A 26,082-nucleotide genomic window follows, 5' to 3' on the forward strand; every position below is an offset into this window, starting at 1 on the left:
CGCCTGTGACCGTCTCCGATCCGTCATCCCCCCGACTAGCGGCGCTGCTGCCGTCGGCATCCGTCGAAATCTCCTCGCGCGGGCATCAGATCGCGGAACTGCGTGACCATTTCGCTGCTGGCACTGATGTCACCATCACGTTCCTGCCCGGCGACAATTATCGTCACAATATCGAGACCGCCACGGCGCTGCACCGGGCTGGCTACAATCCGGTGCCGCACATCGCGGCGCGTGAAATGGCTTCGCGCGAGGCGCTTGACGATTTTCTGGCGCGGGCGCGGGGCGAGGCTGACGTCACGCGCGTTGTCCTGATCGCAGGCGATGTCGCCGCCGCAAGGGGGCCATTCAAGTCCACACTCGATGTCTGCGCGAGCGGATCAATAGAGGCGCACGGGATCACGGCCGTCAGCGTGGCGGGGCATCCCGAAGGCCATCCGTTCCTCGAACTGCCGGACGCGCTGAACGGGCTTAAAGCCTGGCGCGATTGGGGACGGCGGACAGGCGCGCGCGTGGACGTCGTCACGCAATTCTGCTTCGAGAGCGCTCCGATCCTGCAATGGATCGCTGCGCTTGATCGAGCCGGCGTCGATCTTCCCGTCATCGTCGGTCTGGCCGGTCCGGCCACGCCGGCGACATTAACAAAATTCGCGCTCCGCTGCGGCATCGGCAATTCCATGCGCGCGCTGCGGGCCCAGATCGGCCGGTTCGGCCGACTGTTGACGGATAACGGACCGGACGATGTCGTCAGGGGATTGCGCTGTGCGCCCGCGGCCGCGACCGCGCCGATCGCGGGATTTCACCTGTTCCCGTTCGGCGGCCTGCGCAAGGCCGGCGACTGGCTGCGCAACTACGATCGCGATCCGCCCGGAATTGAGCGGGTCGCGATGTCGAGCGCGGGGCTTCAGAACCCGTAAAGCTGCGCCGGGTTGTCGACCAGGATCTTCTTGCGGATCGCTGCGTCCGGCGTCCACACCGGCAACTGGTTCAACAGCCGCCCGTCGTCGATCTGAAACAGCGGCGTCACGTCGGTGATCTTCTTGTCGGGTGGTGTCACCGAGTTCGGGTGCGGCCAGTCGGTACCCCAGACGATCCGGTCGGGGTTGGCTGCGATCAGCGACTGCGCGAGCGGCACGCAATCGGCATAATCAGGCCCAAGCTTCGAGGCGCGGTAGGCGCCGGAGATCTTCACATAGGCCTTGCCGGATTTCACCAGTTCCGCCAGGTCGGAAAATCCGGGCTGCTCGACGCCAAGGGCCGCCTGCGCGCCACCGAAATGGTCGAACACGACGGGCACCGGCGAAGTGGCGACCAGATCCTTGATTGCGGAAATCATCGCGGGGTTCGTGTAAAGCTGCACGTGCCACCCGCGCGCCTTCATGCGCTCGACGGCGGCCGTGAAGCGTGGCCGGGCTACCGCCGGATCATTGACGCCGCCGGTTGCGAGATTGAGGCGGACGCCGCGGATGCCGGCCTTGCCCATCAGGTCGAGATCGCTCTCCGACGTCTTGTCGTCGATTACGGCGACCCCGCGCGCGGTCGGTCCCCGCGCCGCCATGCCGAACAGCGTGGCCGAATTGTCGGTGCCGTAGATGGAAGGCGTGACGATCACCACGCGCTCCATGCGCAGCGACTTGTGCAGGGCGGTCATTTCCTCAGGCGAGGCCAGTTCGGGCGTATAGACGCGGCCGGAGAAGAACGGGAATTTCTCAGGGTCCGGATGAATATGGGTGTGGCAGTCGCAGGCGCCTGCGGGCACGTCGAAATTCACCGGCGTTGCCGGCTGCGCCGCTTTGGCGGTGGCGGTTCTGTTGTTCATCATCACTCCGGCTGCGATGGAGGTAAGCATCATACTGCGTCGCGTCAGCATTGGGGTTCTCCCTGGGATTATGTTGTTGATTATTGGTGTCCGGACAGGGCGCGTCGTGCCCATCGACTTCAGCGTTCCTCCTCGACGCCGGGCGTTGCTTCGCCCGTGGTGCGATCAGGAGATTATCGGGAGAAGTGAGGCGCGGGAAGGGCGCCCGTCTCCTATCGCCTTATCGGTTCAGTAACGCTGCCGCTCTATCGAACCGGAAGGCGCTCCGATTTGACTAATCATCCGCCCGCCCGGAATATCTCGTAATCCTCTGGAATCAGTTCATGCGAAAATTTTCACAAAAATTCAAAACCGGCGCGTCGGTGGTTGCCGTGGTCGTCGTGTTGCTAGGCGTTTACAGCTATCGCAAGCTTCAGGCGCTGGCGGCCGATCCCGCCGGGGAAAAGGATTGCGGGCCGTCGGTCGGCGGCGAGCAGGCGAAAATCGATCTGGAGCGGATCAAGGCGATTGCGCCGCTCAAGGACGTGAAATGGTCGCAGCTTGGCGGCAGCATCAATGATGCGAGCTGCCTCAACAAGACCGAGATCTACGGCGTGGTCGAGGTGCGCAGCGTCGAGGATGTCGCGAAGACGCTGGCCTTTGCGCGCGACAACAAGCTCTCCGTCACCACCGCCGGCGTGCGTCACAGCATGGGCGGGCACGCCTTCCGCAAGGGTGGCGTTGTGCTCGACATGCGCGGCTTCAACAAGATCGTGCTCAACGAGAGTTCGCGATCGGTCACGGTGCAGCCGGGCGCGACCTGGCACGACATCCAGAACGTGCTGCACCCGCGCTTTGCGGTTCGCGCCATGCAGTCGACCGATATTTTCAGCGTCGGCGGCTCGATCTCGGTCAACGCCCACGGCATGGACCATCAGGCGGGCGCGCTGGCGAAGTCGATCAAGTCGATGAAGGTGATGCTGGCGGACGGCTCGTTGCAGACGGTATCGGCGACCGAGAACAAGGATCTATTCAACCTCGTGGTCGGCGGCTACGGCCTGTTCGGCGTCATCGTCGAGGCCGAACTCGATATTGCCGCTAATCTGGTCTATCAGACCGGACGGCGCATGATGGACTACAAGGAGTTTCCGGCGCTGTTCGCCAGCGAGATCGAGAAGGACGGCAATATCGGCCTGATGTACGGCCACCTCTCGACCGCACCAAGCTCGTTCCTGAAGGAATTGCTGCTCTATACCTACACCAAGGTGGACGGCACCGATTTCAAACGCGAACCGCTCGGCGAGGTCTCAGGCACCAAATTGCGGCGGCTCACCATCAACCTGTCCAAGCAGGGACCGCTATTCCAGGAAGTGAAGTGGCTGTCGGAAAAGCACATCGAGCACCGGATGGAAACCTGTACGGTGACGCGTGCGCAGGCGATCGGATCGGCGGAGGCCTGCCTCGTCAACCGCAACGACCCGATGCACGATTCGGTGCCTTACCTGCGCAACTCGCTGCCGAACGATACCGACATCCTGCACGAATATTTCATCCCGCGCAGCCAGTTCGTCTCGTTCGTCGACGGCATGCGCAAGGTGCTGACCGACAACAAGACCAATCTGTTGAACGCTTCGGTGCGCGTCGTGCATCAGGAGAACAATTTCCTGACCTATTCGCCGGAGCCGGCGTTCTCGCTGGTGCTCTACATCAACCAGACCACCGATGAAGAGGGCAATCGGCGGATGAAGAAGGCGACGGAAGAACTGATCGACCTCACCATCGCGCACAAGGGCCGGTTTTTCCTGCCCTACCAGCTCTATTATTCGCGCGATCAGTTGCAGCGCTCGTATCCGCAGATCAATGATTTCTTCGCGGCGAAGCGGAAGTACGATCCGGCGGAATTGTTCACGAATACGTTTTACCAGAAGTACGCGTCGTAGCGCCTCGTCGTCATTGCGAGGAGCGAAGCGACGAAGCAATCCAAAGCCCGCCTAGCCGAGATATGGATTGCTTCGCTTCGCTCGCAATGACGACGCGGCGAGCGATGGGGGCAGGCCGCTGCAGCCACCGGCCTGTTCGGCGTCCAATACCAGCAACGCGCCCGCCGCATAGAGGCGGGCGACAAAGCCGGCATCGTCGGAACGCGCGATGGTGAAGTAGTCGTTCGAGGCGAGGATCCGTCCGTTGGCCTTGGCGATGGCGGCCAGCGCCTGCGAAGGGGGACCGACAATGGCCATCGACTTGCCGGGGGCCGAGCCAAAGGTCAACGCAACGACGACAGCAAGCCAGCCAAAGACGACGAGGGCGATGGCGCCGGCGATGCGGCACAGCGGCAACGCCCGATTCTGCTGACGCCCGTCAGTAGTCATAGAAGTGCTCAATGCTCGCGCCGCTGGCCTTGAGCTCGCGGTTGATATCCACCAATCGATCTATCCTGGCTTTCAGGCCGGCCCTGCGAAACCCGGGCCGCGCATCCAGCTCCAGCGAGAACAGCTCCGTCGCACCCTTGATGTTGAGTTTCGCGGCATCGGGCGCAACCACGGTGATGAGGATGTCGTGATTCCCAGCGATTTCCGCAAGGCTGTATCCCTGGTCCAACAGGCTTTGGACAATCTCGGTGAAGGCCTTGTAGCGCGGCGTTTGCACCAGCTGCCATTGCGGCGTTAACGCGCGGATCGGCTTGATGCGCGGTTCCTTTGCCAACACGCCCGGTGGCAGCGTCGCCACCGCGAACATGATGTCGCGCGGCTCGGTATCACCACCGGCATCGAGCGCCTTCTGGATCAGCGAGGCATAGCCGATCTTGACGAAATATTCCGCGCCGAGTGCGAAGTCGCGCTCCCAGGTGCGCAAATTGCTCGGCGTCGGCGCCGAGATCGCGAAGAGGCCGTCGAGCTTCTCGCGGAACGGATATTTGTACCAAGGGATAGTGTAGAGGAACGCAGCATAATCCTGCAGCACGGCGCGGCCGAACTCGTCCTGCGGCGTGCGCTTCTCGCCCCTGATCCATTCGAACACGCGGCCGATGGTATTCTCATAGAAACCCTTGACGGCGTATTCGACGGAATAGCTGATGCCGATGATATAGATCATCGTCTTTACTTCGGTCAGCGATTCTCCCGTCGCAGGCACGGCGCGGTTGATGGTGCAGAAACTGCGCCAGAACCCGAAGATGTGACCGAGATAGCCAAAATGGCTTTCGCTGGAGCGGTCGAGGAAGCGGCCGAAATCCTCGAAGGAATAGACGATGTACCATTCGGGGAAGGTGAAGAAGGTGTTGTTCAGTTTGCGCCGGTAGCCCGGCTCGTCGATCGCGGGGAGGGGCACCGCCGGCGCACTGGCCGCTGCGGCGACGGGAGAGGGGCGGCAGGTCCCCTCGATATAGGCCAGCGGCACAAGCACCGACAGCGCGATCAAGATCGCGACAACAGCCAGGATGCGCCGCAGCCACCTAAGCATGAACGACGGACCGCGTCCGCGGCGCCAGCACATAGCCGATCAGGATCGCCACGCCACCGAGGCCGAGATGCGGGGCATTGGCGAAAAACCGCGTCGAGAGCGGCAGGTTGAGCACGCCGTTGATCAGGATGCCGAAGTCGAGATAGCCGCTGCCAGTAGCCAGCCCGAGCACGCCATCGGCAAAGTAGAACACGCCGAACAATTGAAAAAACAATTCCGAGGCGCGGCGCGAGGTCATCGCCGCCGCAGCCGCCCACAGCGCCGAGACGAGATGCAGCCCGTCGGCGTACCAGGTGCGGCGAAACAGGCCGAAGATCATGTCATTGGCGTCGATGAAGGCCGGGATGTAGCCGGTGAGAATCACGAAGCCGAGCAGGGCGGCGTAGCCCCAGGCGCACAGTCTGATGATGTCCATGATGTCTCCGGCAGCGATCTGTAAGACTTGTCGAATCTCTATTTAGTCTAGAGTTTTCCGAGTGTCTTGAGCAGGGCATCGTTGAACATGCCGGGGTCCTCGATCTGCGGAATGTGGCCGAGCCCCGGCAGCAATGTCAGGTCCGTATCTGATGGCAGCAGCGTCCGGAGATCGAGAGCTTGCTCGACCGGGGTGATCGTATCCTTGTCGCCCCACAGGATCGCGACGGGGACTTCCAGCTTCGCATAGGCATTGCGGTCCGCGCTCGCGGCGTGTGTGTCGGAGCCGAGGAAATAATACAGCCAGTCGGCGATATCGCTCGTGCTGTCGCGTTGCGCCAACGGCCTTTGCAGGATCGCGACATATTCCGACGAGGCGCGCTCTTTTTTCGCGATCATCGATTGCAGCAGCATTTGCGTCGCCACCGGATTGGTGATGGTCAGCGACACCAGGATTTCGCGAATCCATTGCGGCTGGATCACCCAGGGCGCGGCTGACGGCGCAGCCATCAATCCGAGCGCCGCATCGACCAGCACCAGTCCCCGCGCCCGATCCGGATATCGCATCACGAGTTCGGTCGCCGCACCGGCGCCGAAGGAGTGACCGACGATAATGGCGGGCGCAGCTTCCAGCGTATCAAGCACGTCATTGATCCGCGCGGCCTGGTCCTGCCGCGTATAACCGCCGGGACGGTCTGAGAATCCAAACGGCGGGAGATCGAGGGCGATCACACGAAAGCCGGCCGCGGCCAGCACGTCGCTGGTATGCCGCCATAGCTCGCTCCACGCGGCCGTGCCGTGAAACAGCACCACGGGAATGCCATCCGCCGGACCCTTCTCCTGCACGAACACGCCGCCTGAACGCGTCGGCACCAGGTGGCCGGTCTTTGGCGCCAGCTGGGCGCGTGCTCCGGTTTCGCGGATGGACGCCGCCATGCGGAATGAGGTGATCACAAGGATTACGGACAGGAGCAGGACCAACAAGCCGTTGGCCGACCAGCGCAGAATGTTTGCAACCACGAGGCCTCGCAAAATCGATCGATCAAAACGGGGACGGAAACGGGCCGAGTTTTAGGCCAACGCGAATGGCTGGCGACTGAAAATACCAGAAATAATCAGCGCCCGGTTAACACCGGGAGAAAATACAACCTACTGCCCCGACGGCGTCCGCAGGCCATGCCAGGCATCGCGCACCTGATGGTAATGCACTTCCGGCAGATAGTCGGGCGTATTGAGGCCGAGGTTCTTGACGTCGAGCCGGCCGATCGCGCTGAGCAGGGTGTAAGAGGCGATCACGCGGTCGCGCTGCGCGCCGATCAGGCGAGCCTTGGCCAAAATCAGGTCCTGCTGCGCGTTCAGTACGTCGACGGTGGTACGCTGGCCGCCGGCTGCCTCCCGCTGAACGCCCTGCAGGGCGACGGTGGCGGCGCGGACTTCGGCTTCGGAGGCGGTGACCGCGATCTTGGCGCCTTCATTGGCGACCCAGGCGCCGACCGCGGCGGTGCGGGCCTGATTGCGGACCTGATCCAGCACCTGCCGGCTTTGGGTTGCGATTTCCTTGGCCTGCCGGGTCTGTGACGCCGCCATGCCGCCGTCATAGATCGGCTGAGTGAGCTGGGTGGTCACGGAGGCCTGATCGGTCCCCAAGGTGCCGAGCGTGGGGTCGGACTGCTTGCTGCGGCTGGCGCTGCCTTGCAGCGTGATGGTCGGCATCAGGCTGCTTTCGGCGACGCGAATGGTGGTCGTGGCGACGTCGAAGTCGAAGCTTGCCGCCATCACCGCCGGATGCTCGCGGAAGGCAAGACCGGTGGAATCATCGCGGCTGCGCGGCAGCAGGCGGTCCACGGTATCCGCGGGGCGCAGCGAGTTGGGCGCGTTGCCGATGACCTGGGTATAGGTCGCCTGGCTGACGGCGAGGTTGACCTCGGCGGCGTTCAGATCGGCACGGCCCCGGCTCAGGCGTGCCTCGGCCTGCGCGGTGTCCGTGGGCGTGACGTCGCCGGCATTGAGACGCTTCTGGGTGATGCCGAGCGTTTCCTGCAGGAACGCCACGTTGGCGCGCTGCGCTTCGACCAGCGATTGGTTGGCGAGCACGTTGGTATAGACGGTGACGGCGTCGAGCAGCACGCCCTGGCCGACATTGCGCAGGGCTTCGCGGCCGGACTGCACCTGCAGTTCCGCCACGCGGACGCTGTTGGCGGTCTTGAAACCGTTGAACAGCGTCTGGGTCACCGTTACCCCGATGGTCCAGGGTTTCAGGTTCGCGGACTGGATGGTGTTGTTAGGCAAGAGGTCGCGCACCGCCTGCAGGCCAGCGGAAAGATTCGCGACGATCTGCGGCCGGTAGCCCGAAAGCGCCTGCGGCACATTCTCGTCGGTGGCGCGCTGGCGGGCACGTTCGGCATTGAGCGCGGGGTTGGTCTGGTAGGCCTTGGCCAGCGCGTCAGGGAGGCCTTCGCCATGTGCGGCCGGCGCCGCAAACGCAAAGCAAGCCGCCGCAAGGCAAATGCCCGTTCGAAGCAACCGCCTTTCAACGTGGCCAACCCTAGCGGCACGCCCAGCCATTTGATCCCGTAGCCAACACAAGAACGTGATAACCCTGCTTCGAGCCATCCCGCTCTATCTGCTTGTTTGGGCATGATCTTCGATGCCGGTCACCCGTCATTCCGGATCATGCATTGCTTGTCCGCCCCTGCCGACAGCCTTGGCGCGTTTACCTGTTTAGGGGGCGCCGCCGCCACAGGCAAACTGCCGCGCGACATCAGTACATTAATTCGGTGAAATCAGTGCTTGGCTGTTGCCGGTTCGTCACAGACGAAGTTCGGTAGCAAATGCGCTATAGCTTCGCTGGCTGGCGTCCGACTCAGGGCGATTGGCTCCGCAGCTATGCCCCGGGTCCGTACGTAATGCCAAAGCTGTTTTCCGATCCCGAAGCGATCGCGGAGGACATCATCCGCGATGTCGGACCCAACCTCGTGGTCGGCTTGCCGCTCGGGCTCGGCAAAGCGAATCATATCGTCAACGCGCTGTACGCGCGCGCCGCCGCCGATCGCTCGATCAAGCTCACTCTGTTTTCGGCGCTGACGCTGGAAAAACCGCGGCCCTCGAGCCTGCTCGAGCGGCGCTTCATCGGCCCGGTGATCGATCGCCTGTTCGGCGGCTATCCCGACCTGACGTATGCGAATGCGTTGCATAAGGGCGAACTGCCGCCCAACATCCAGCTGATCGAGTTCTTCTTCCTGGCCGGCAAATGGCTGCACGTGCCGTACGCGCAAGAGCATTACATCTCCGCGAACTATACCCATGCTTCGTCTTATCTGCTGTCGCGCGGGCTGAACGTTGTCACCCAACTGGTCGCGAAACGTGTGGTCGAAGGTGTGACGCGCTACAGCCTGAGCTGCAACACCGATACCACGCTCGACATCCTGCGCGCTCGCAACGAGGGCCGCGCATCGTTCAAGCTGATCGGGCAGGTCAATTCCGAACTGCCGTTCATGCCGGGCCCGGGCGATCTGCGGGGGGATGAATTTTCCGCTGTTCTCGACAGCCCCACGACGGATTTCCCGCTGTTCGCCCCGCCGGCCGAACCGGTCAGCGACACCAAATACGCGATCGGGCTTCATGCAGCGGGGCTCGTGCCTGACGGCGGTACCTTGCAGATCGGCATCGGCCAGGTCGGCGACGCGCTGGCGCAGGGGCTGATCGTTCGCCACCGCGACAACGCGCAGTTCCACGCCATCATGAAGCGGCTCGCGCCGGGAGCGGCACTTGCGGAGAGCGCGCCGTTCACGAAGGGGCTTTATGGGGTCAGCGAAATGCTGATCGAGGCGTTTCTCGGCCTGATCGACGCCGGCATTCTCAAGCGCGAGGTCGATGGCGTGACGCTGCACGGCGCGTTTTTCCTAGGACCCAAATCGTTCTATCGCGCGTTGCGCGAGATGCCGGCCGACCAACTCGCGCGCATCCAGATGATGCCGGTATCCTTCACCAACCAGCTCTATGGCGAGGAGGATGCCAAACGCCGGGCGCGGGTCGACGCGCGCTTTGTCAACACCGCGATGATGGCGACGCTGATGGGAGCCGCGATCTCGGACGGCCTCGAGGACGGCCAGGTCGTGAGCGGCGTCGGCGGCCAGTATAATTTTGTCGCGCAGGGATTCGCGCTTCAGGGCGCGCGCTCGGTCCTCGCGCTGGAATCGACACGGCAGGCAGGTCGTCAAACGCTTTCCAACATCCGCTGGAATTACGGCCACCAGACCATCCCGCGGCATCTGCGCGACGTGTTCGTCACCGAATACGGCGTTGCCGACGTCAGGGGCAAATCAGACGCCGAGACGATCGCGGCCATGCTGGCGGTCACGGATTCCCGTTTCCAGGATGAACTGGCCGGGATCGCCAAGGATGCCGGCAAGCTGCCGAAGGATCATGAAATTCCGCGCAGCCACCGCGAGAACTTTCCGGAGCGGATCACGCAAGCCCTGAAGCCTGCGCGCGACGCTGGGCTGCTACCGTCATTCCCGTTCGGTAGCGATTTTGACGAGGTCGAGCAACGGCTGATCCCGGCGCTGCAGTTGCTGCGGGAAGCGCAGCGGACGCCGCTGCTTTTGCCCGGGTTGCTGTGGCAGGGGATGAGGCAGCCGCCGGATGCTTGGAAGCGCGAATGCCTGGCGCGGTTGGGTCTCGATCGGCCGACGACGTTTGCCGAGCGCGCCTATCGTGCGCTGGTCAATGCGGCGCTGGCGCGGGCGAAGTAGCACCGGTGCTGTAGGGTGGGCAAAGGAGCGCTAGCGACGTGCCCACCATCTATCACCGATCGCGCTTCGAAATGGTGGGCACGCGGAGCCTGTCATCGGGCGCGCATTCGCGCGACCCGTTGGCTTTGCCCACCCTACAAGTTCGAGCAAGCCCTACCTGTTCTTGTTCACCGGCTTGCGCTTCTCGATGAACGCCGCCATGCCTTCGGAGCGGTCTTCCAATGCAAAGGTCGAGTGGAACAGATTGCGCTCGACATTCATGCCTTCCGACAACGGCGTCTCGAACGCGCGGTTGATGGCTTCCTTGGCCATGGCCGCGGCCGGACGCGACATCGAGGCGATCTTTTCCGCAGCCGAGAGCGCTTCTTCCATCAGCTTGTCGGCCGGGACGACGCGGCTGACGAGGCCGGAGCGTTCGGCTTCCGCCGCATCCATCATGCGCCCGGTGAGGCACAGATCCATCGCCTTGGACTTGCCGATCGCGCGCGTCAGCCGCTGGGTGCCGCCGATGCCCGGGATGGTGCCGAGCGTGATTTCCGGCTGGCCGAATTTTGCGGTGTCGGATGCGATGATGATGTCGCACATCATGGCGAGCTCGCAGCCGCCGCCGAGCGCATAGCCGCTGACGGCCGCGATCGTCGGTTTCCGGCAGGTGGCGACGCGGTCGCCGCCGATGGCGGCGAAATCGCTGGAGAACATGTCGATGAAGCTCTTCGGCTGCATCTCCTTGATGTCGGCGCCGGCGGCGAACGCTTTTTCGCTGCCGGTGAGCAGGATGCAGCCGATCTTGTCGTCGGCCTCGAGGTCGTCGACGGCTGCCGCGATCTCGCGAAACACGCCGAACGACAGCGCGTTGAGCATTTTCGGCCGGTTCAGCGTGATGATGCCGACTGCGCCCTTGCTGTCGACAATGATGTATTCGTACGTCGCCATGATCCACCCCGGGTACCGATTGCGGGCAATGTGCCCGCTGCCGAGGTAGGCTTCAAGTGGGGCGGGAACGGATCCCGGACGCGGGGTGGTCCGCGTCCGATGCGCCGATGGCTACGCCATGAACATCCGCGCGGCCGATGCCATCGTCAGCAGGGCGCCGAAGGCGATGAAGACCTTTCCGATCAGCGAGGTCTTGTCCAGGGTGGAACTGTCGCTGTTCGCGGCCTGAGCGGCGTCCGCTGCCGGTTTGGCCGAGGCCATCGCAACCGTCTGCGACGAGGGGTGCAGCGCCCGATCGACATCGTTGAGCTGGTCGGGGGGAACCACGGCGGTATCGGCCGGCGTCTCCGCCTCCGCGTCGGCTGGCTTGTCTGCCGCCGCTTGCAGGACCGTGCTGGCTTTCTCCGACATTGCCGCCGACATCCCTTTGGCGCTATCGGGGGCCGCATCGGCTGCCGTCATTTGCGCGTTGGCGTTGGCGAGCCATTCCGGAATCGCGGGCGGTGTGCCGCCCGCATCAGCGACCTGCTTTTCGTCGGTTTTCTTGCTCTCGGTGGATGTCGATGCCGCGCGCGCATCTTTGCGATGGGCGTAGCGCTTCTTCAGGGAACGCGAACCTTGCCTGACGGACTTGCCCGACGTCGCACTTTCCGACTTCGAGACCGCGGCGCTATCCGCATCCGTACCGGCAGCCATCGCCGGCGGTGATCCTGCGAAACCTACCAAAAGTCCTGCCGCTAGAATCAAGGCCGACCGCGCGCTGGCTTTGATCGTCATTATGGAGTCTCCCCATTGGCCGCCGCCCAACCGCGAGAAAAGACCCCGCCCCGTGTCCACAGCACGGCGAAAACTGGGAATCTTCGGGCAACACCGGGCAAAAGCTGGGCAATGGTGTTGCAGCGAGCATATGCCGTCGGCATTTTTGCCGATGCGGGCCTCCCTCGGGAGGGCTGCGCCGGATGCGAGCCCGCGCAATCAATGATATGAGCCTGCCGTCCGCGCAGGCGATCGTTCCGATCCCCGGACGGGGGCCGCCGCGCCGGTGCGCCGGGAACTCAGATCACGACCTTGTGATCGGATCGTCCTGACGTAACAAATTGAAAGATCGACCGAATTGCAGGGTAGGAGCGCTCTTGCGCGAACGGGATGACGAATGGACCGGCCTGATGCGGTCGGCCATTGCAGGCGACAGTGCGGCGTATCATCGCCTGCTCAAGGCCGTCACGCCGGTGCTCCGGGCCGCGGCGCGCCGTGGTCTGGCTCGGGCAGGGCAACCGGTCGATCAATCCGAGGACATCGTGCAGGACATTTTGCTGGCGGTCCATCTGAAGCGGCACACCTGGGACGTCACCGCCCCGTTTGCCCCATGGCTGTTTGCGATCGCCCGTAACAAGCTGATCGATGCGTTGCGCCGCCGCGGCCGGCGCATTTTCGTCGATATCGACGATTTCGCCGAGACGCTGCCGGGCGAAGCGCCGGCTGAGACCGCTTCGGCGAGCGAGGTTGCCGCCCAGCTTCAGACGCTGCCGGCGCGGCAGCGCGACGTGTTGCAGTCGATCGCCGTCGACAGCGCCTCGATCAAGGATACGGCCGCGAAATTTTCGATGACGGAGGGCGCGGTGCGGGTGGCGCTGCACCGGGGGCTGGCCAGCCTGACGGCGAAGCTACGGGAACTGTGAGAATGGATACCGATCAGCTCATTCGAACGCTAGCAGCCGACAATACGCACCGGGCGCGGCCCGTCGGCTTTGCGCTGATGCTGGCGCTTTTGGCTGCCGCGCCGGTTTCGCTTCTGATGTTCTTTACCGAACTCGGCGTCAGGCCCGACGTGATGGTTGCGATGCGCAACCCGTTCTTCGACCTGAAATTCGCGGTGACGCTGGCGCTGGCGATTGCGGCGATTGCCGTCAGCCTGCATCTGTCGCGGCCTGAGGCCTCGCTGCGCGGATTTGGCTGGCTGCTGCTGGCGCCGGTCGGGATTTTGAGCGCGGCGATCGGCGGCGAGATGATGATGCCGCAGCGGTTGCCGATGATGACGCGGCTGGTCGGCAAGAATTGGTGGACGTGCCTGACCGCGATCCCGCTGATGTCGCTACCGCTGCTGGCCGGTGCGCTGATCGGGCTGCGTCACGGTGCGCCGGCGCGGCCGGCGGTCGCCGGCGCCATCGCCGGGCTGTTGTCGGCGGGACTGGCGGCGACGCTCTACGCCTCGCATTGCACGGACGATTCACCGCTGTTCGTGGCTGCCTGGTACACGATCGCGACCGCGCTGGTGACGGCGATCGGCGCGCTCGCCGGAGCGAAGCTGCTCAGGTACTAGGCGCCAGAGCGTAGCCCGGATGCAGCCAACGGGTCGCGCGAATGCGCGCCCGATGACAGGCTCCGCGAAATCCGGGACTCTTTCGCTAGCGGGCAGGAACCCCGGATTGCGCTGCGCTCCATCCGGGCTACTAGCTGAATTCTGGCAGCAGGGCTCAGATACCAGGCGCGGGCGCTGTGGGCGCATTCTGCTGCATGCGGTGGAAGCGCAGCACCTGCTGCGCCGTCGACGGCCGCAGCCGCTCATAGGTGTCCTGGCAGGCGGCAAGGTCGGCCGGCTCCCCGCCGGACAGTTCGTCGCGCATCCTGATGATGGTCCTGACTGTCGACCACGACAGCCCTGCGACCTTCGCCAGGATCATCACGCCTTCGGCTCGGGTTTCGATCATCATGTTCTCGGCGATCGCCACCGGGACGTTGGCGAGCGCTGCGATCGACGCATTGGCCTCGTCGAACTTGCCGGCCTTGGCAAACGACGCCACCTCGGATTCGTCGAGCCGGCCGTCCTCGTACAGCGACTTGACCAGCGCGTGCGCAATCGCAGTGTCCTTGGTGATCGTCGCGGTCGCCGAGCGCGCGCGCCGCGTCGCTTCCTTGACCGCGGTCGGCACTTGCGCCGCCTGCTGCGGGTTGGCGGCCTCCAGCCGCTGCCGCACCGTGTCGGAGGCCTTGGCGAGCAGTTTCAGATAGAGATGCCGCGGCACGGACGGACGCAGGCCGATACAGGTCGTGAGATTGTCGTCGCCCTCGGCGCGGCTGACGAGGCGGGTAAAGCCGCGCTCGGTGAACTCCGCGCCCGGATTCTTCACGGTCGACTGGATCACCTCATCGTTGCCGCGCTGGACCAGTACATCGGTGACCGCGCCGCTCAGGGTCTTGCGGGTCGAAATCGCCATCAAATGCGCCTGGCTCTTGCTGCGCGCATTCTCGATCAGGGTCTTGTCGTCGAGTCGCATCGACTGCGACAGCACGGGACCTGCCACCTCGATGACATCATCGAAAGCAAGCGCGCGAATGGTGAGCGGCGGGGCGGTGTCGACCGGGGCTAGACGGTTGGCCAGCAGCATCTTGGCCGAGGTTTCGATGTGGTCGATCAGGCACTGGAAGACATCGTCGAACAGCCCGACCTGCTCGTCCGAATAGTCCACCGCGCCGTTGATGAAGAGATCGGTTACCCGGCGCAGGGTTTCTACCCGGCGAGCGACGGTTCCGTGCGCAAGGGTGGACTGCAACTCGTCGAGCAGACTTCCGGGGGAGGGAGATCCGGGAGAGGAAGACTTGGCGGCTTTCGAAATCATGACTCTGTCCTGGAGCAAAGACCGGCGGCGGATTCTCCGCGACCGGAGCTGGAATATGTCGGATCAGGCGCTGGTAATGCGGTTGCGTCCCTGTGCCTTGGCTGCATAAAGCGCGCTGTCGGCGCGCGCGAGGAATGTGTCTGACGTCTCGTTCGAATTCAGCGTTGCAACGCCTGCCGACATCGTCACCTTCATGCCGGGCGAGAATGCGCTCCAGTCGAGCTCGGCAATAATGGCGCGCAGCCGGTCGAGCGCCCGCATGGCCTGGCCGGCGTCCATGTCGGGCAGCACCAGCAGGAATTCCTCGCCGCCATAGCGGCCGAACCGGTCGACGCTGCGGATGTTGGCGAACATGGTGATCGAGAATGTCCGCAACACCTCGTCGCCGGTCGGATGGCCGTAGGCGTCGTTGATGCGCTTGAACCAGTCGAGGTCGATCAGTGCGATGGAGCAGGGCGATCCGCCGCGGGTCGCGCGGGCGATCTCCTCCTCCAGCATTCGCATGATGCAGCGCCGGTTGGATGCCCCCGTCAATTCGTCGAGTTCGGCAAGCTCCTCGATGCGCTTGTACGCCGCTTTCAGTTCGAAGCTGCGGTCGTAGAGCATCTTGCGCATGGTGCTGCCATACAGTCCCACGAAGGCGCACTGTCCGATCGTGAGGACAAAGGAAAGCATGGCCGCAACGCGTTCGGTCTGGGTGGTAATCGGCAGGCCGATCGGGGTGCTGCTGAAGAGGAAGATCGGCGCCAGCCCGATCATGGTGAGCGTCCAGGAGATGATCGCCTGCTGTGAGGTCATTCGCAGCGCGCCGAATCCGAATATTAGGAATACGACGCTCAGGAAGACAAACCCGATCTGTGGGGCCGCCAGCAGAAAACAAATCTGGAGTGCGAGGTGGCCGGCGACCTGGAAGATCGTGAGATAGTGGTCTTCGAAACGGTCGTTGAAGTGGGCTTCCGACAACACGACAAACACCGAGAGCAATCCGATGCCGGAAAGGAAATAGGCCGACGGAATGATGATCGGGATGGTGCCGGCGTAGCAATAGACCAGCAGGACCGAAGTAATGAGCGCGTAGCTGACGCCCTGGACGGCCAGCATATGGCGGCGCTGGCCGACGCGGCGCTGTAATACTTCGAGCGGAAGGCGGGCCGCGTGCGCGATCGCACTATTGGAGCCTTGCCCCTGAAGCAATGAAGCCGCGCTGCTCATGTCCCGTCGCTATTGGAGTGTGCCGGACGAAACTTTAGGGAATAAAGCCTTTAGGTTTGGTATCTTTTGAGCTGAATCGGGTCCGTTAAAACCCTGCCATTGCACTGTTTCGTAACGGAAATCTGCCGGATTCCGATAGCGCGGAACCCGCTTGTACGGGAGCCCTGGGCGTAACGCAGATGCTGCCCCGCCCGCGAAGCCTTGCTAAGGTTGTGGGGTGAGGCGTCTTTAGGAAAGTGTTTCCGTATTATGGTACCAATTTTGCGATTCAGCTCGTTCTCGCCGGAAAAGTGGCCTGGTAAAGGCCGTCTGTGGGGTAGATCACACATGCACTCCGGGCATTGCCGTAATGTGAAGAATCTCACCTTTCACATCGAACCGCCGGCCTCTCCCGTCAGACCAACTTTGCGAGACGGCCATTGAGCGCGACACAGGCGGCTTCAGACGAAGTTCTGATCGCTCGGATCGCTCAAGGCGACCGGCTCGCCATGCAGGTGCTTTACGGAAGGCACCATGTCAGGGTGTTCCGTTTCGGGCTTCGGCTCGTAAGGGATGAACAGATTGCGGAAGACCTCATCAGCGAGGTTTTTCTCGATGTGTGGCGCCAGGCCGGCAAGTTCGAAGGCCGATCCGCCGTTACCACCTGGCTGTTGGCGATTACGCGGTTCAAGGCCCTTTCGGCACTTAGGCGTCGCAAGGACGTTGGGCTGGACGACGAGACCGCGAACGCGATCGAGGATACGTCCGACGATCCGGAAGTGGTGGTGCAGAAAAAGGATACGGGTGAAGCGTTGCGGAAGTGCCTGACGGGACTTTCGCCAGAGCATCGGGAAATCGTCGATCTCGTCTACTACCACGAGAAGTCCGTGGAAGAGGTGGCCGAAATCGTCGGTATTCCGGAGAACACCGTCAAGACGCGCCTGTTTTATGCGCGCAAGAAATTGGCCGAGTTGCTCAAGGCAGCAGGCATAGAGCGAGGTTGGCCATGATGGCAGCGAGCACAAAAATGCTGGATCAAGAGCCCAGCGATATCGAGATGCTGTTGCCGTTCCATGCGGCCGGTACCTTGAGCGCGCGCGATGCACGTCGCGTCGAGGAAGCGCTCGCCGCCGATGCAGACCTCGCCCGCCAATTTGCCGTCATCCGCGAAGAATATGCCGAGACGATCAGCCTCAACGAGAGCCTGGGTGCGCCGTCGGCGCGCGCCATGGCGAAGTTGTTTGCTGCGATCGACGAAGAGCCCGAGCGCAAGCCGTCGGTCCAGGTCAGCCTGTCTGCCCGGATATCGGAATTTTTCGCAAGGCTGTCGCCGCGCACGTTGGCCTGGTCGGCGAGCCTCGGCGCCGTGGCGTTGCTGTTGCAGGCCGGCGTGATTGGCGCCGTGCTGATGAAGAACCAGACCGCTTCGTTCCAGACCGCCTCGCTTAGCATGAACGAGTCGTCGTCCGCGCCCATCACGCGCGATCTTGGCAGCAGCGCCGCGCCGACGCGCGCGCTGGTGCGGTTTGCGCCGGAAGCCCGGATCGCCGACATCACCGCGTTGCTCGACAATTACCAGGCCTCGATCGTCGACGGCGCCAAGGGCGGCATGTTCCGGCTGCAGTTTGGCAACAAGGCGATGAGCAAGGATGAAGCTGCTGGCCTGCTCGCCAGGCTGCAGCGCGAGAAGATCGTCAGCCTCGCGGTGGCAACGCCGTAGAGGCTGCCGGCGCCCCGGGAAGGCCGAGGTTCCATGATTCACGATGGCCCGAATTGGCTGATGAAGACGCGCCGCGCGGCATTGATTTTGTCGGCGGCGTTTCTGCCATTGATGGCGTTCGCAGCCTCGGCGGTTCATGCGCAAAGCATCATGCGCACGCCCAATCTCAATGTCGGGGCGCGGACGCCTACCATCAATCCAACGATTACGCCGCGGGTCAACCCGACCATCGCGGCTCGGCCGGTCGTGCGCGCCGATACCGTCGCGCGGACGCCGCCGTCCCGGATCGGCACCATGAGTTCGACCCTGCGGGTCCGCCCGGGGGCGGGCGTGCCGTCGACGCTGCCCCATGCGCGGTTTTCGCCCAACCTCTATCCGGCCTGCCAGTATGCGTTCCGCGGCCCCGACGGCGAATGTTTCGATCGTCCGGTGATGTCGGCCGGCGACGGCAATGGCGGCTCGGCCCAGAAGGGCAATGGCGGATCGCGCAACAACAACGCGCAGGCCGCGGTCAATCTGCGCACGGTCCAGAACGAGCTCGTCGCCGAAATCGACGGCGCGTTATCCACCGCCGAGGCCGATGAACTGGCGCGGCGTCATGGCCTGGAGCGCATCGCCTCGCAGAGTTTCCCGCTGCTCGGCGGCACCATCGGCCTGTTCCGCATCGTCGATCGGCGGCCGGTGGACACGGTGCGCCGCGAACTCGCGGCCGACGGCAGCGTGCGTTCGGTGCAGCTCAATTTCCGCTACTTTCTGCAGCAGCAGAAGAAGCCCGCGATCGAGGGTGACGCCGCGCAATACGCGATCGCCCAGCTCCGGCTGCCGCAGGCACACGCGCTCGTCCGCGGCATGAACGTCACCATCGCGGTGATCGATTCAGGTGTCGACGTCAAACATCCCGAACTCGCCAATTCGGTCGCCGACAGTTTCGACGCGCTCGGCAGCAGCGAGGGTCCGCATGTCCACGGTACCGGCATTGCCGGCGCGATCGTCGCGCATGCCAAACTGATGGGCAGCGCGCCGGAGGCGAGGTTGCTTGCGATCCGCGCATTCGGTGCGGGATCGAAGGGCGCGGAGAGCACCTCCTATGTGATCCTGAGGGGATTGGACTACGCGGCGGAGCATGGCGCGCAGATCATCAATATGAGCTTTGCCGGTCCAAAGGATCCGCTGATCGAGCGGGGGATCGCCGCCACCGCAGCCCGTGGCATCCTGATGGTGGCTGCGGCCGGCAATGCCGGCGCGAAATCGCCGCCGCTCTATCCGGGCGCCAATCCGAACGTGATCGCGGTGAGCGGAACCGACGCGCAGGAAAGGCTGTTTGCGGCGTCGAACCGGGGCAACCACATCGCGATAGCAGCTCCGGGCGCGGATATCTTCCTGCCGGCGCCGGATGAAAAATATCAGATCACGTCGGGCACGTCGTTCTCCGCGGCCTATGTCAGCGGCGTTGTGGCGCTGATGCTGGAGCGCAATCCTGCATTGAAGCCTGGCGATGTTCGCGCGATCCTGACGAAGACCGCCCGCGATCTCGGCGCCCCCGGCCGCGACGATCAGTTCGGAGCAGGCGGGACGGACGCCTTCGCCGCCGTCACCGCGGCGACCGCCGCGCCGGCAGTTCCGCTTGCCTCGGTTTCCGGCAAGCCTGCGGGAGAAAAATCGCCGGCGCTTGACCCGTCTGCCGATAACGCTTCCGTGAGCCGGGCGCTGAACGATCCCCCGCCGTCGATGGCGTCGGACAAATCGGCCGCAAACGCCGCGAAATAGCCTGCTCCGCAGCGATTTTCCGGCAATCTCCCCTGAAGCCGAGGTCAAAAAAATCGCCTGATATTTTGAACGTCCGGCGAGGGTGCTGCGACTTATCTATGTGGGAGCGGTAATCCCTCCCCATCGGCTGTATTCGGCGCGAGCGCCCATCCACCCCAAGCGCCCCATATGGCTTGACCCGTCCGGTTGTCCCCCCGGACGGGTCTTTCATTTCTGGCACAGGTTTTCTTGGAAGAAGCCGCGTCGTGCGCGGTGCCGTCCCGGCTTTGCGAACCGCAAGCTCTCCGTCTGTTTGCGTGACGCCCCGATATTTCCTCGCGCCTTTTCGAACGACATGATCGCGCTGCGCATCGCAACGCGGCCATGCTGCCGTGCAGCTTGACGGTGGATAGAGCTGATAACTCCGTATTTGTGCGGATTTTGTTCGATTGCCGCGTGCTCCGTAGCTGCACGCACTGGACAATGAGAAAGTTTTCCACAGAATATACCTGTCACGTCCAATTGATTCGTCACAGGTTGCGTCTGCGTCCGTCTCTCTCTTACGGGCTGATTTATGGCACATCCTGCAGACGTGGCACGTGGCCGCAACATCGTTGCGCGCTGGTGCAACCTTGCCGAGCAACGGCTGGCATACCTCACTGAACTGTTCGAGACCGGTCGCTGGCGCCGCTTTCACACCGAACGCGAATTTCTCGAAAACATCCAGGAAGCCAAGGCCGCCGTCGAAACCTGGCGTGACCTGTTGAGCCGCGAGGCCGCGCTCGACAATTCCGCGGTCGACTTGGCCTGGCTTGGCCGCCGTCGAACCGCGCCGCTGCTGCTGACGCCGCTGCCGCGCGATGAAGGGTTCCGTCGGCCGGCGGTGCAGCCTCAGCCGAAACCAGCGCCAGTTGCAGGGCCGCCGTCGCGCGATGTCCCCGCCGACGTTCTGGTCGCGCTGGAAAGCCAGCTCGTCGCGAATGAGGCGCCTTCCGTACCCGACGTGCTGGCGCTCGACGAAATGCAGTTCCCCGCACTCGATCTCGACGCGATGAAAGACCGCTATCCATTGCTGCGCAACGCGCTGTAAGCGGGCGAGGAGGGGTTACCGCCGCACCGCATTGCCTCCGACCACCACCTGCGCGTAACGCTGGGCGCCCTCGCTAGAAAGGTCGGTCGTGATGGTACGGGCGTGATCGAGCCCGACCACGGCACCGCGCGGGGTTTCCGAGATCATGTTGTTGTTGACCAGCGCCGTGCCGGCGCCGGGCACTACCGACACGCCGACGCCGACAAAGGCCTTGCGGATCACATTGCCTGTGATGGCGACGTCGCGGAGATATTTGCCCCAGCCGGCAATGATGCCGAAGGAGGGCGCGTTTTCGATCACGTTGCCGGTCACCGTCGAGTCTGCCTCGACATAGATGCCGATGCCGGCGTCGTCGTCGGGTGCGGTGCCGATCGGCCGCTTCGGCAGCAGATTTCTGACGATGTTGCCCTGCACGACGGCGATGCGCCCGCCCTCGTTGAAATTGCAGACGGAGACGCCGACGGCCGCGCCATCCACCGTGTTGTTGGCGATCACGGCGCCCTCGAACGCGAATTCCGAATAGAGCGCGACCTCGCGGACATTGCTGACGCTGTTGCCGGTGATGTGAATATTCGATGCCGAATTGCCGCGCACCGCCGAGTAGTCGCAATTCTTGATGCGATTGCCGCGCACGATGACGTTGCCGGCGCGGAAAGCGTTGATGGCGTTGCCGTATTGCCCGGAGCCGCCGGGGCCGGCCTTGATGTCCTCGATGCGGTTGTCGATCACCAGCGTACCGTCGTCACCGATCGCCGTGCGCAGGATTTCGATGCCGTTGTCATTGGTATCGGTGATGGTGTTGCGGGAGACGATCAGGCCCTTCGCGTCGAAGGATACAACCGCTGTTGTCGCGATCTTCGTGAAGATGTTGCCGGAGATGTCGCCCGAGACCTGCTCCAGCCAGATGCCGTTGCCGCCACTGCGCGATATTTCGCAGTCGGCGATGCGGACGTCGCGCCCGCCAAGGCAATGCACGAGACCGCGCCGCTCTGGCAACGGAATGCCGCCGCCGTCGAAGGTGATGCCGGTCAGGCCGACATTGTTGGCACCTTCGCCCTGCAGCATCGAGACGCCGCCATTGAACACGAGCTTGGTCGCGCCGCGCACGCCGACCAGTTGCGTGCCGTTCGAAAGGCGCAGCATGCCGGTGCGATAGACCCCCGGCGGCAGCGCCAGCGGCGCTTGCGCGCGTGCGGCTTCGTCGATCGCGCGCTGCAGTTTTGCTGTTTGATCGTCGGGGCTGCCGGGACGCACGCCATACTGCGTGACGTCGCGGCCGAGCGTGGAGGTCAGCGGCGCCGCGCGCGTGGGCTCGGGCGACATCGCAAGTGCGCCGGCCATACCGGCGGCGGATCCTCCAATGAGATGGCGGCGGTTCATGTCCATGGTGAATGGCCCTCGCGCGATGCAAGTTCTGGCATTCGCGAATTCATAGGTATCGCGAAAATGCAGCGCAGCATGGTGAAGACGCAGGCCGAGGGCGGCGATTGTTCGGGGTAGGGTTAATGTTGGGTACGACAGTCAATCCACGTCGTCCCGGCCAAGCGAAGCGCGAGCCGGGACCCATACGCCGCGGCCCTTGGAAGGGGCACAATGGCAGACGGCTTTTCTCACAATTGGCAACGGTGGCTATGGGTCCCTGCGTTCGCAGGGACGACAACGGAGTCTAGTTCGCCCTTCTCGCCAACCGAACCATTTCCAGCAGCATCGCTTCGCCGGCATCGACCAGTTCGTCCAGCGTAATGCGCGAAAACCCCTTGCGCCTGACCGCGCCACCGCGCGCGAGCGGCGGGATATGGACGAAGGCGGCGAGCCGGGGGCCGCTATCGGCATTGACGGCCTCGATCGCGCGCCAGCTCAGATAGTTGCAGAGATAGCTTCCGGCATCGCGCGAGGCGCGGGCATCGAGGCCGGTACCCTCAGCGGCACGCAGCAGTTTCGCGGTATGCGGGCCGAAGTTTTGCGCAGCGGCGCCATCGGCGATCGAACCCTTGCGGGCGCGGGTTTGCGCGGCATCGGGCCACAGCATGGTGACGGCGTTGCGGGCGCGGGTCTCGATCCGGACGTATCCGGTGCGGCCGGCGAGGCCGAACATCAACAGCGCATGCGGCCGGTGTTTCGCGAGCGCCAGCGGCAATTCGCGATCGACCGCCTTGTACGTCACCGGAAAGATATGGCTCGACAGTTCGACGTCGGTGAAGGCAGGACGACGCAGGCGCATTAGCCGCGCCACCAGGGGCTGCGTCGGGTTGTAGGGCGCACCGGGGAACGGACCGAAGCCGGTGACGAGAATGCGAAGTTTCTCGCTCACCGCAGCCACTCCGCGATCTGTTCGGCGGCGACCGCCGGCGTGATGCGGCCGTCGGCGACCTCGGTCTCGGTCTTCTTTACCTTGGCGCGGATCGCGGCGTCGGAACGCAGGCGGGCCATCATCCGTTGCTCCAGCATCGACCACATCCATTTCACCTGCTGCTCCCGCCGCCGGCCTGCGAACTCGCCCGAGGCGTTCATGGCGGTGCGGTGATCGAGAATCTTCTGCCACAACGTGTCCATACCCGTGCCCGTCAGCGCCGAGTAAGTCAGGACCGGCGGATGCCAATGCTCCGAGCGGGGGGTGAGAATATGCAGCGCGCCGCGGTATTCGGCCGCCGCCAGGTTGGCGCGCTTGATGTTGTCGCCGTCGGCCTTGTTGATCGCGATCATGTCGGCGAGTTCGACCAGGCCCTTCTTGATACCCTGCAATTCGTCACCGGCGCCGGGCAGCATCAGGGCCAGGAAGAAATCGGTCATGTCGCAGACGGCGGTCTCGGACTGGCCGATGCCGACGGTTTCCACCAGCACGACGTCGAAGCCGGCGGCCTCGCACAACAGCATCGCCTCGCGGGTTTTTGCCGCGACCCCGCCGAGGGTGCCGGACGCAGGCGAGGGCCGGATGAAGGCGGCTTCCGAGTTCGCCAGCCGCGCCATCCGCGTCTTGTCGCCGAGGATCGAGCCGCCGGTGCGGGCCGAGGAGGGATCGACCGCCAGCACCGCGACCTTGTGGCCGCGCTCGATCAGGAACATGCCAAGCGCGTCGATGGTGGTGGATTTGCCGACGCCGGGCGAGCCGGTGATGCCGACGCGGACCGCCTTGCCGGTGTCTGATAGCAGCACCTGCACCAGATCGCGCGCCGCGGCCTGATGATCGGCGCGCCTGCTTTCGATCAGGGTGATCGCGCGCGCCAGGGCGGCGCGGTGACCGGCGCGGAGTTCTTTGGCGAGTTTCCCGACATCGGGGGAAGGATTCTTCGGCAGGGTCATGGCTTGGTTTACAACGCCCGCGCCAAGCAGGCGAGGGGGCCCTACGCAGTCCTTCAGCGCGCCGACGCGGCGGTGGGCGCCTCGCGCCTGAGCCGCCGCCATATCCAGACCAGCACCGGCCAGATCAGCGCGCCGATCGCCATGGCGGCGAGGATCGCTGCGATCGGCCGCTCGAAGAACGGGAATACGCTGCCGTCGGATTTGATCAGCGAGGTGACGAAACTCTGCTCGATCATGGTGCCCATCACGATGCCGAGCACCATCGCGGCGACCGGGTAGCCGTTTTCTTCCATGACGTAGCCGATGATGCCGAAGGTTGCGACGGTGACGACGCCGAACATGTTGTTGCCGATCGCGAACGATCCGACCGCGCAGCACAGCATGATGACCGGCATCACGGAGGAGCGTGGCGCGCGCAGCACGTAGCTCGCCAGGCGAATCATGATGATTCCCAGCGGGATCATGATGATGTTGGCGATGATGAACATCAGGTAGATCGCATACATGCTCGACGCTTTTTCGGTGAACAGCGTCGGACCGGGGTTGAGGCCCTTCATGTAGAGCACGCCGATGGCGATCGCCGCGATGGTGTCGCCGGGGATGCCGAACAGCAGCGAGGGCACCCAGCCCGAGGCGATGCTGGCGTTGTTGCTGGCGCCGGCTTCGACCAGGCCCTCGACATGGCCGGTACCGAATTTCTCCGGCTCCTTCGAAAAACGCTTGGACATGGCGTAGCTGACCCAGGCGGCCATGTCGGCGCCGGCACCCGGCAGCACGCCGATGATGATGCCGATGATGTTCCCGCGCGTCATCTGCACGTGATACTTTTTGGTGAGCCTCCACTGGCCCGCCATGATGCTCCCGAATTTGCGGCGTGGGATCGGCGGCGGCTCCGGCGTCAGCATCGCGCGCATCACCTGCGCCACGGCGAAGACGCCCACCAGCGCCGGGATCGGCTCGATGCCGCCGAACAGGTCGGTCATGCCAAACGTGAAGCGCGGCACGCCGCCGGGGTTTTCGATGCCGATGCAGGCGACGAGCAGGCCGATAAACATGGCCGCGATGGCTTTCACCGGGGAGGAGCGCGCGACCAGCGTGGCGCACATCAGGCCCAGGAATGCGAGCCAGAAATATTCGAAGGTCGAGAACGACAGCGCGATCTCGGCCAGCGGCGGTGCCAGGATCATTAGCGAGAGCGTGCCCGCGATGCCGCCGACGGCGGAGAACCATACGCCGGCGCCGAGCGCCAGTTCGGCCTCGCCCTTGCGCGTCATCGCATAGGCTTCGTCCGCGTAAGCCGCAGAGGCGGGGGTTCCGGGAATGCGCAGCAGCGCGCCGGGGATGTCACCGGAGAAGATCGCCATTGTGGACGCAGCCACGATGGTGGCGATTGCAGCGATCGGCGACAGATAAAAGGTGACGGGGACCAGCAGCGCGGTCGCCATCGTCGCTGATAGCCCGGGCAGCGATCCGATGACGAGGCCATAGACCGAGGCCGCGAACATCGCGATGATGACTTCCCAGGTGGAGATGAGCGCGAACGCTTGGGCGAGGGTGTTGAGCATCGATCACCAGGGCATCGGCAGCAGCCCGGCCGGCAAGGGCACGCGCAGCAACTTTGAGAAAATCAGATGGACGCCGATCGGCGCCAGCACCGCAAGCGGCAGCGAAAGCTTCCAGCGGGCGCCGAGTGCGGTTGACGTTACGAAAACGATCAGCCCCGCCGTGATGATGAAGCCAAGCCGGTCGGCCACTGCCACGTAGAACAGCAAGAGCGCCGGCGGCAGCAGGGCGCGCAGGCCGTAAAACTTTCCGGTCGGTGGCGCCGGCTGGCCGCCGCCCTCGACCGGAATGAGCTCCTCTTCCTCTTCGAAGGAATGGCCGATCCCGAACGCGATCGCGAGGCCGCACAGCGCCAGGCCCGTTCCGATCACCAGCGGAAACACATTGGGCCCGACCGGCTGGCCGGGCACCGGCGGCAACTGCCAGCCGCCATAGGCGGCCGCCGCGCCGAGGCCAACGAGAAACAATCCCGTGACGCGATCGGGAAGACGCATAGGAAG

Annotated in this window: 24 protein-coding genes; 9 read left to right on the top strand and 15 right to left on the bottom strand. The window is 64.0% G+C overall.

Going from position 1 to position 26,082, the window contains the following annotated elements; translation table 11 throughout:
• The first annotated feature begins 5 nt into the window (after positions 1–5).
• Positions 6–914, top strand: coding sequence for a methylenetetrahydrofolate reductase (locus tag KIP88_RS34300; RefSeq protein ID WP_214492590.1), 909 nt, complete (start codon positions 6–8; stop codon positions 912–914).
• On the opposite strand, the gene KIP88_RS34305 is transcribed toward KIP88_RS34300, so the two are convergent.
• On the bottom strand, positions 902–1,867 hold the full coding sequence (locus KIP88_RS34305; protein ID WP_214492591.1) for an amidohydrolase: 966 nt from the start codon (positions 1,865–1,867) through the stop codon (positions 902–904). The two genes, KIP88_RS34300 and KIP88_RS34305, sit on opposite strands and share 13 nt — an antisense overlap.
• 272 nt (positions 1,868–2,139) lie before the next feature.
• Here KIP88_RS34305 and KIP88_RS34310 point away from each other — a divergent pair, with 272 nt between their 5' ends.
• Positions 2,140–3,735, top strand: a complete 1,596-nt coding sequence (locus tag KIP88_RS34310) for an FAD-binding oxidoreductase (RefSeq protein WP_214492593.1) — start codon at positions 2,140–2,142, stop codon at positions 3,733–3,735.
• 51 nt (positions 3,736–3,786) lie between these two features.
• On the opposite strand, the gene KIP88_RS34315 is transcribed toward KIP88_RS34310, so the two are convergent.
• The 5 genes from KIP88_RS34315 to KIP88_RS34335 form a co-directional block, all read right to left on the bottom strand.
• Positions 3,787–4,164 carry a hypothetical protein gene (locus KIP88_RS34315; protein WP_214492595.1) on the bottom strand — a complete coding sequence of 126 codons (378 nt, stop codon included), beginning with the start codon at positions 4,162–4,164 and terminating at the stop codon, positions 3,787–3,789.
• Positions 4,154–5,254 (bottom strand): hypothetical protein, encoded by a 1,101-nt coding sequence (locus KIP88_RS34320; RefSeq protein WP_214492596.1) that lies wholly within the window; start codon positions 5,252–5,254, stop codon positions 4,154–4,156. Before KIP88_RS34320 ends, KIP88_RS34315 begins: the two co-directional genes overlap by 11 nt.
• Complete coding sequence (locus KIP88_RS34325) at positions 5,247–5,669, bottom strand: hypothetical protein (RefSeq protein WP_214492598.1); 423 nt, start codon at positions 5,667–5,669, stop codon at positions 5,247–5,249. Before KIP88_RS34325 ends, KIP88_RS34320 begins: the two co-directional genes overlap by 8 nt.
• 47 nt (positions 5,670–5,716) lie before the next feature.
• Positions 5,717–6,688: an alpha/beta fold hydrolase gene (locus tag KIP88_RS34330; protein WP_214492600.1), complete on the bottom strand. Its 972-nt coding sequence runs from the start codon at positions 6,686–6,688 to the stop codon at positions 5,717–5,719.
• A gap of 129 nt (positions 6,689–6,817) precedes the next feature.
• Positions 6,818–8,233, bottom strand: a complete 1,416-nt coding sequence (locus tag KIP88_RS34335) for a TolC family outer membrane protein (RefSeq protein WP_214492601.1) — start codon at positions 8,231–8,233, stop codon at positions 6,818–6,820.
• Positions 8,234–8,574: 341 nt separating this feature from the next.
• Here KIP88_RS34335 and KIP88_RS34340 point away from each other — a divergent pair, with 341 nt between their 5' ends.
• A complete protein-coding gene (locus tag KIP88_RS34340; protein WP_214492603.1) occupies positions 8,575–10,422 on the top strand; it encodes an acetyl-CoA hydrolase/transferase C-terminal domain-containing protein in 1,848 nt (615 codons plus the stop codon).
• A 153-nt stretch (positions 10,423–10,575) separates the two neighbouring features.
• Here KIP88_RS34340 and KIP88_RS34345 read toward each other — a convergent pair whose 3' ends face one another.
• The gene (locus KIP88_RS34345; RefSeq protein WP_214492604.1) at positions 10,576–11,355 is read right to left on the bottom strand and encodes an enoyl-CoA hydratase; all 780 of its coding nucleotides are present in this window, start codon (positions 11,353–11,355) and stop codon (positions 10,576–10,578) included.
• 111 nt (positions 11,356–11,466) lie between these two features.
• Positions 11,467–12,132, bottom strand: coding sequence for a hypothetical protein (locus tag KIP88_RS34350; protein ID WP_214492605.1), 666 nt, complete (start codon positions 12,130–12,132; stop codon positions 11,467–11,469).
• 356 nt (positions 12,133–12,488) lie between these two features.
• Here KIP88_RS34350 and KIP88_RS34355 point away from each other — a divergent pair, with 356 nt between their 5' ends.
• Both KIP88_RS34355 and KIP88_RS34360 read left to right on the top strand, forming a co-directional pair.
• Positions 12,489–13,034: a sigma-70 family RNA polymerase sigma factor gene (locus KIP88_RS34355; protein ID WP_214492606.1), complete on the top strand. Its 546-nt coding sequence runs from the start codon at positions 12,489–12,491 to the stop codon at positions 13,032–13,034.
• Between the two features lie 2 nt (positions 13,035–13,036).
• Positions 13,037–13,675, top strand: a complete 639-nt coding sequence (locus KIP88_RS34360; RefSeq protein ID WP_214492607.1) for an NrsF family protein — start codon at positions 13,037–13,039, stop codon at positions 13,673–13,675.
• A gap of 154 nt (positions 13,676–13,829) precedes the next feature.
• On the opposite strand, the gene KIP88_RS34365 is transcribed toward KIP88_RS34360, so the two are convergent.
• A complete protein-coding gene (locus KIP88_RS34365) occupies positions 13,830–14,972 on the bottom strand; it encodes a DUF2336 domain-containing protein (protein WP_214492608.1) in 1,143 nt (380 codons plus the stop codon).
• A 63-nt stretch (positions 14,973–15,035) separates the two neighbouring features.
• On the bottom strand, positions 15,036–16,184 hold the full coding sequence (locus tag KIP88_RS34370; protein WP_214492609.1) for a GGDEF domain-containing protein: 1,149 nt from the start codon (positions 16,182–16,184) through the stop codon (positions 15,036–15,038).
• A 419-nt stretch (positions 16,185–16,603) separates the two neighbouring features.
• On the opposite strand from KIP88_RS34370, the gene KIP88_RS34375 reads away from it, so the two are divergent.
• The 4 genes from KIP88_RS34375 to KIP88_RS34390 all read left to right on the top strand — a co-directional run bounded on the left by KIP88_RS34375 (position 16,604) and on the right by KIP88_RS34390 (position 20,719).
• Complete coding sequence (locus KIP88_RS34375; RefSeq protein WP_214492610.1) at positions 16,604–17,173, top strand: sigma-70 family RNA polymerase sigma factor; 570 nt, start codon at positions 16,604–16,606, stop codon at positions 17,171–17,173.
• Entirely contained in the window at positions 17,170–17,883 is a 714-nt protein-coding gene (locus KIP88_RS34380; protein ID WP_214492612.1) for a hypothetical protein, read from the top strand. Before KIP88_RS34375 ends, KIP88_RS34380 begins: the two co-directional genes overlap by 4 nt.
• A gap of 33 nt (positions 17,884–17,916) precedes the next feature.
• Positions 17,917–19,650: a S8 family serine peptidase gene (locus KIP88_RS34385; protein WP_214492614.1), complete on the top strand. Its 1,734-nt coding sequence runs from the start codon at positions 17,917–17,919 to the stop codon at positions 19,648–19,650.
• 553 nt (positions 19,651–20,203) lie between these two features.
• A complete protein-coding gene (locus tag KIP88_RS34390) occupies positions 20,204–20,719 on the top strand; it encodes a TIGR03809 family protein (RefSeq protein ID WP_214492615.1) in 516 nt (171 codons plus the stop codon).
• A gap of 15 nt (positions 20,720–20,734) precedes the next feature.
• On the opposite strand, the gene KIP88_RS34395 is transcribed toward KIP88_RS34390, so the two are convergent.
• The 5 genes from KIP88_RS34395 to KIP88_RS34415 all read right to left on the bottom strand — a co-directional run bounded on the left by KIP88_RS34395 (position 20,735) and on the right by KIP88_RS34415 (position 26,076).
• Positions 20,735–22,105: a TIGR03808 family TAT-translocated repetitive protein gene (locus tag KIP88_RS34395; RefSeq protein ID WP_214492616.1), complete on the bottom strand. Its 1,371-nt coding sequence runs from the start codon at positions 22,103–22,105 to the stop codon at positions 20,735–20,737.
• A 280-nt stretch (positions 22,106–22,385) separates the two neighbouring features.
• Positions 22,386–23,030, bottom strand: coding sequence for a pyroglutamyl-peptidase I (locus KIP88_RS34400; RefSeq protein WP_214492618.1), 645 nt, complete (start codon positions 23,028–23,030; stop codon positions 22,386–22,388).
• The gene (meaB, locus tag KIP88_RS34405; protein WP_214492620.1) at positions 23,027–24,019 is read right to left on the bottom strand and encodes a methylmalonyl Co-A mutase-associated GTPase MeaB; all 993 of its coding nucleotides are present in this window, start codon (positions 24,017–24,019) and stop codon (positions 23,027–23,029) included. The genes KIP88_RS34400 and meaB overlap by 4 nt, the downstream gene beginning before the upstream one ends.
• Positions 24,020–24,072: 53 nt before the next feature.
• A complete protein-coding gene (locus tag KIP88_RS34410) occupies positions 24,073–25,584 on the bottom strand; it encodes a tripartite tricarboxylate transporter permease (protein WP_214492621.1) in 1,512 nt (503 codons plus the stop codon).
• 3 nt (positions 25,585–25,587) lie between these two features.
• Complete coding sequence (locus KIP88_RS34415) at positions 25,588–26,076, bottom strand: tripartite tricarboxylate transporter TctB family protein (protein WP_214492622.1); 489 nt, start codon at positions 26,074–26,076, stop codon at positions 25,588–25,590.
• Between the last annotated feature and the right edge of the window lie 6 nt (positions 26,077–26,082).

Source organism: Bradyrhizobium sp. SRL28 (assembly GCF_018596315.1).
Lineage (GTDB): Bacteria > Pseudomonadota > Alphaproteobacteria > Rhizobiales > Xanthobacteraceae > Bradyrhizobium.

Bases quoted from the DNA above. Each gene is read 5' to 3' on its own strand.
- KIP88_RS34370 (WP_214492609.1), bottom strand. From the start codon at position 16,184: ATGAGCAGCGCGGCTTCATTGCTTCAGGGGCAAGGCTCCAATAGTGCG.
- KIP88_RS34325 (WP_214492598.1), bottom strand. From the start codon at position 5,669: ATGGACATCATCAGACTGTGCGCCTGGGGCTACGCCGCCCTGCTCGGC.
- KIP88_RS34365 (WP_214492608.1), bottom strand. From the start codon at position 14,972: ATGATTTCGAAAGCCGCCAAGTCTTCCTCTCCCGGATCTCCCTCCCCC.
- KIP88_RS34345 (WP_214492604.1), bottom strand. From the start codon at position 11,355: ATGGCGACGTACGAATACATCATTGTCGACAGCAAGGGCGCAGTCGGC.
- KIP88_RS34315 (WP_214492595.1), bottom strand. From the start codon at position 4,164: ATGACTACTGACGGGCGTCAGCAGAATCGGGCGTTGCCGCTGTGCCGC.
- KIP88_RS34350 (WP_214492605.1), bottom strand. From the start codon at position 12,132: ATGACGATCAAAGCCAGCGCGCGGTCGGCCTTGATTCTAGCGGCAGGA.
- KIP88_RS34335 (WP_214492601.1), bottom strand. From the start codon at position 8,233: ATGGCTGGGCGTGCCGCTAGGGTTGGCCACGTTGAAAGGCGGTTGCTT.
- KIP88_RS34390 (WP_214492615.1), top strand. From the start codon at position 20,204: ATGGCACATCCTGCAGACGTGGCACGTGGCCGCAACATCGTTGCGCGC.
- KIP88_RS34310 (WP_214492593.1), top strand. From the start codon at position 2,140: ATGCGAAAATTTTCACAAAAATTCAAAACCGGCGCGTCGGTGGTTGCC.
- KIP88_RS34360 (WP_214492607.1), top strand. From the start codon at position 13,037: ATGGATACCGATCAGCTCATTCGAACGCTAGCAGCCGACAATACGCAC.
- KIP88_RS34305 (WP_214492591.1), bottom strand. From the start codon at position 1,867: ATGCTGACGCGACGCAGTATGATGCTTACCTCCATCGCAGCCGGAGTG.
- KIP88_RS34410 (WP_214492621.1), bottom strand. From the start codon at position 25,584: ATGCTCAACACCCTCGCCCAAGCGTTCGCGCTCATCTCCACCTGGGAA.
- KIP88_RS34415 (WP_214492622.1), bottom strand. From the start codon at position 26,076: ATGCGTCTTCCCGATCGCGTCACGGGATTGTTTCTCGTTGGCCTCGGC.
- KIP88_RS34385 (WP_214492614.1), top strand. From the start codon at position 17,917: ATGATTCACGATGGCCCGAATTGGCTGATGAAGACGCGCCGCGCGGCA.
- KIP88_RS34320 (WP_214492596.1), bottom strand. From the start codon at position 5,254: ATGCTTAGGTGGCTGCGGCGCATCCTGGCTGTTGTCGCGATCTTGATC.
- KIP88_RS34395 (WP_214492616.1), bottom strand. From the start codon at position 22,105: ATGGACATGAACCGCCGCCATCTCATTGGAGGATCCGCCGCCGGTATG.
- KIP88_RS34380 (WP_214492612.1), top strand. From the start codon at position 17,170: ATGATGGCAGCGAGCACAAAAATGCTGGATCAAGAGCCCAGCGATATC.
- meaB (WP_214492620.1), bottom strand. From the start codon at position 24,019: ATGACCCTGCCGAAGAATCCTTCCCCCGATGTCGGGAAACTCGCCAAA.
- KIP88_RS34340 (WP_214492603.1), top strand. From the start codon at position 8,575: ATGCCAAAGCTGTTTTCCGATCCCGAAGCGATCGCGGAGGACATCATC.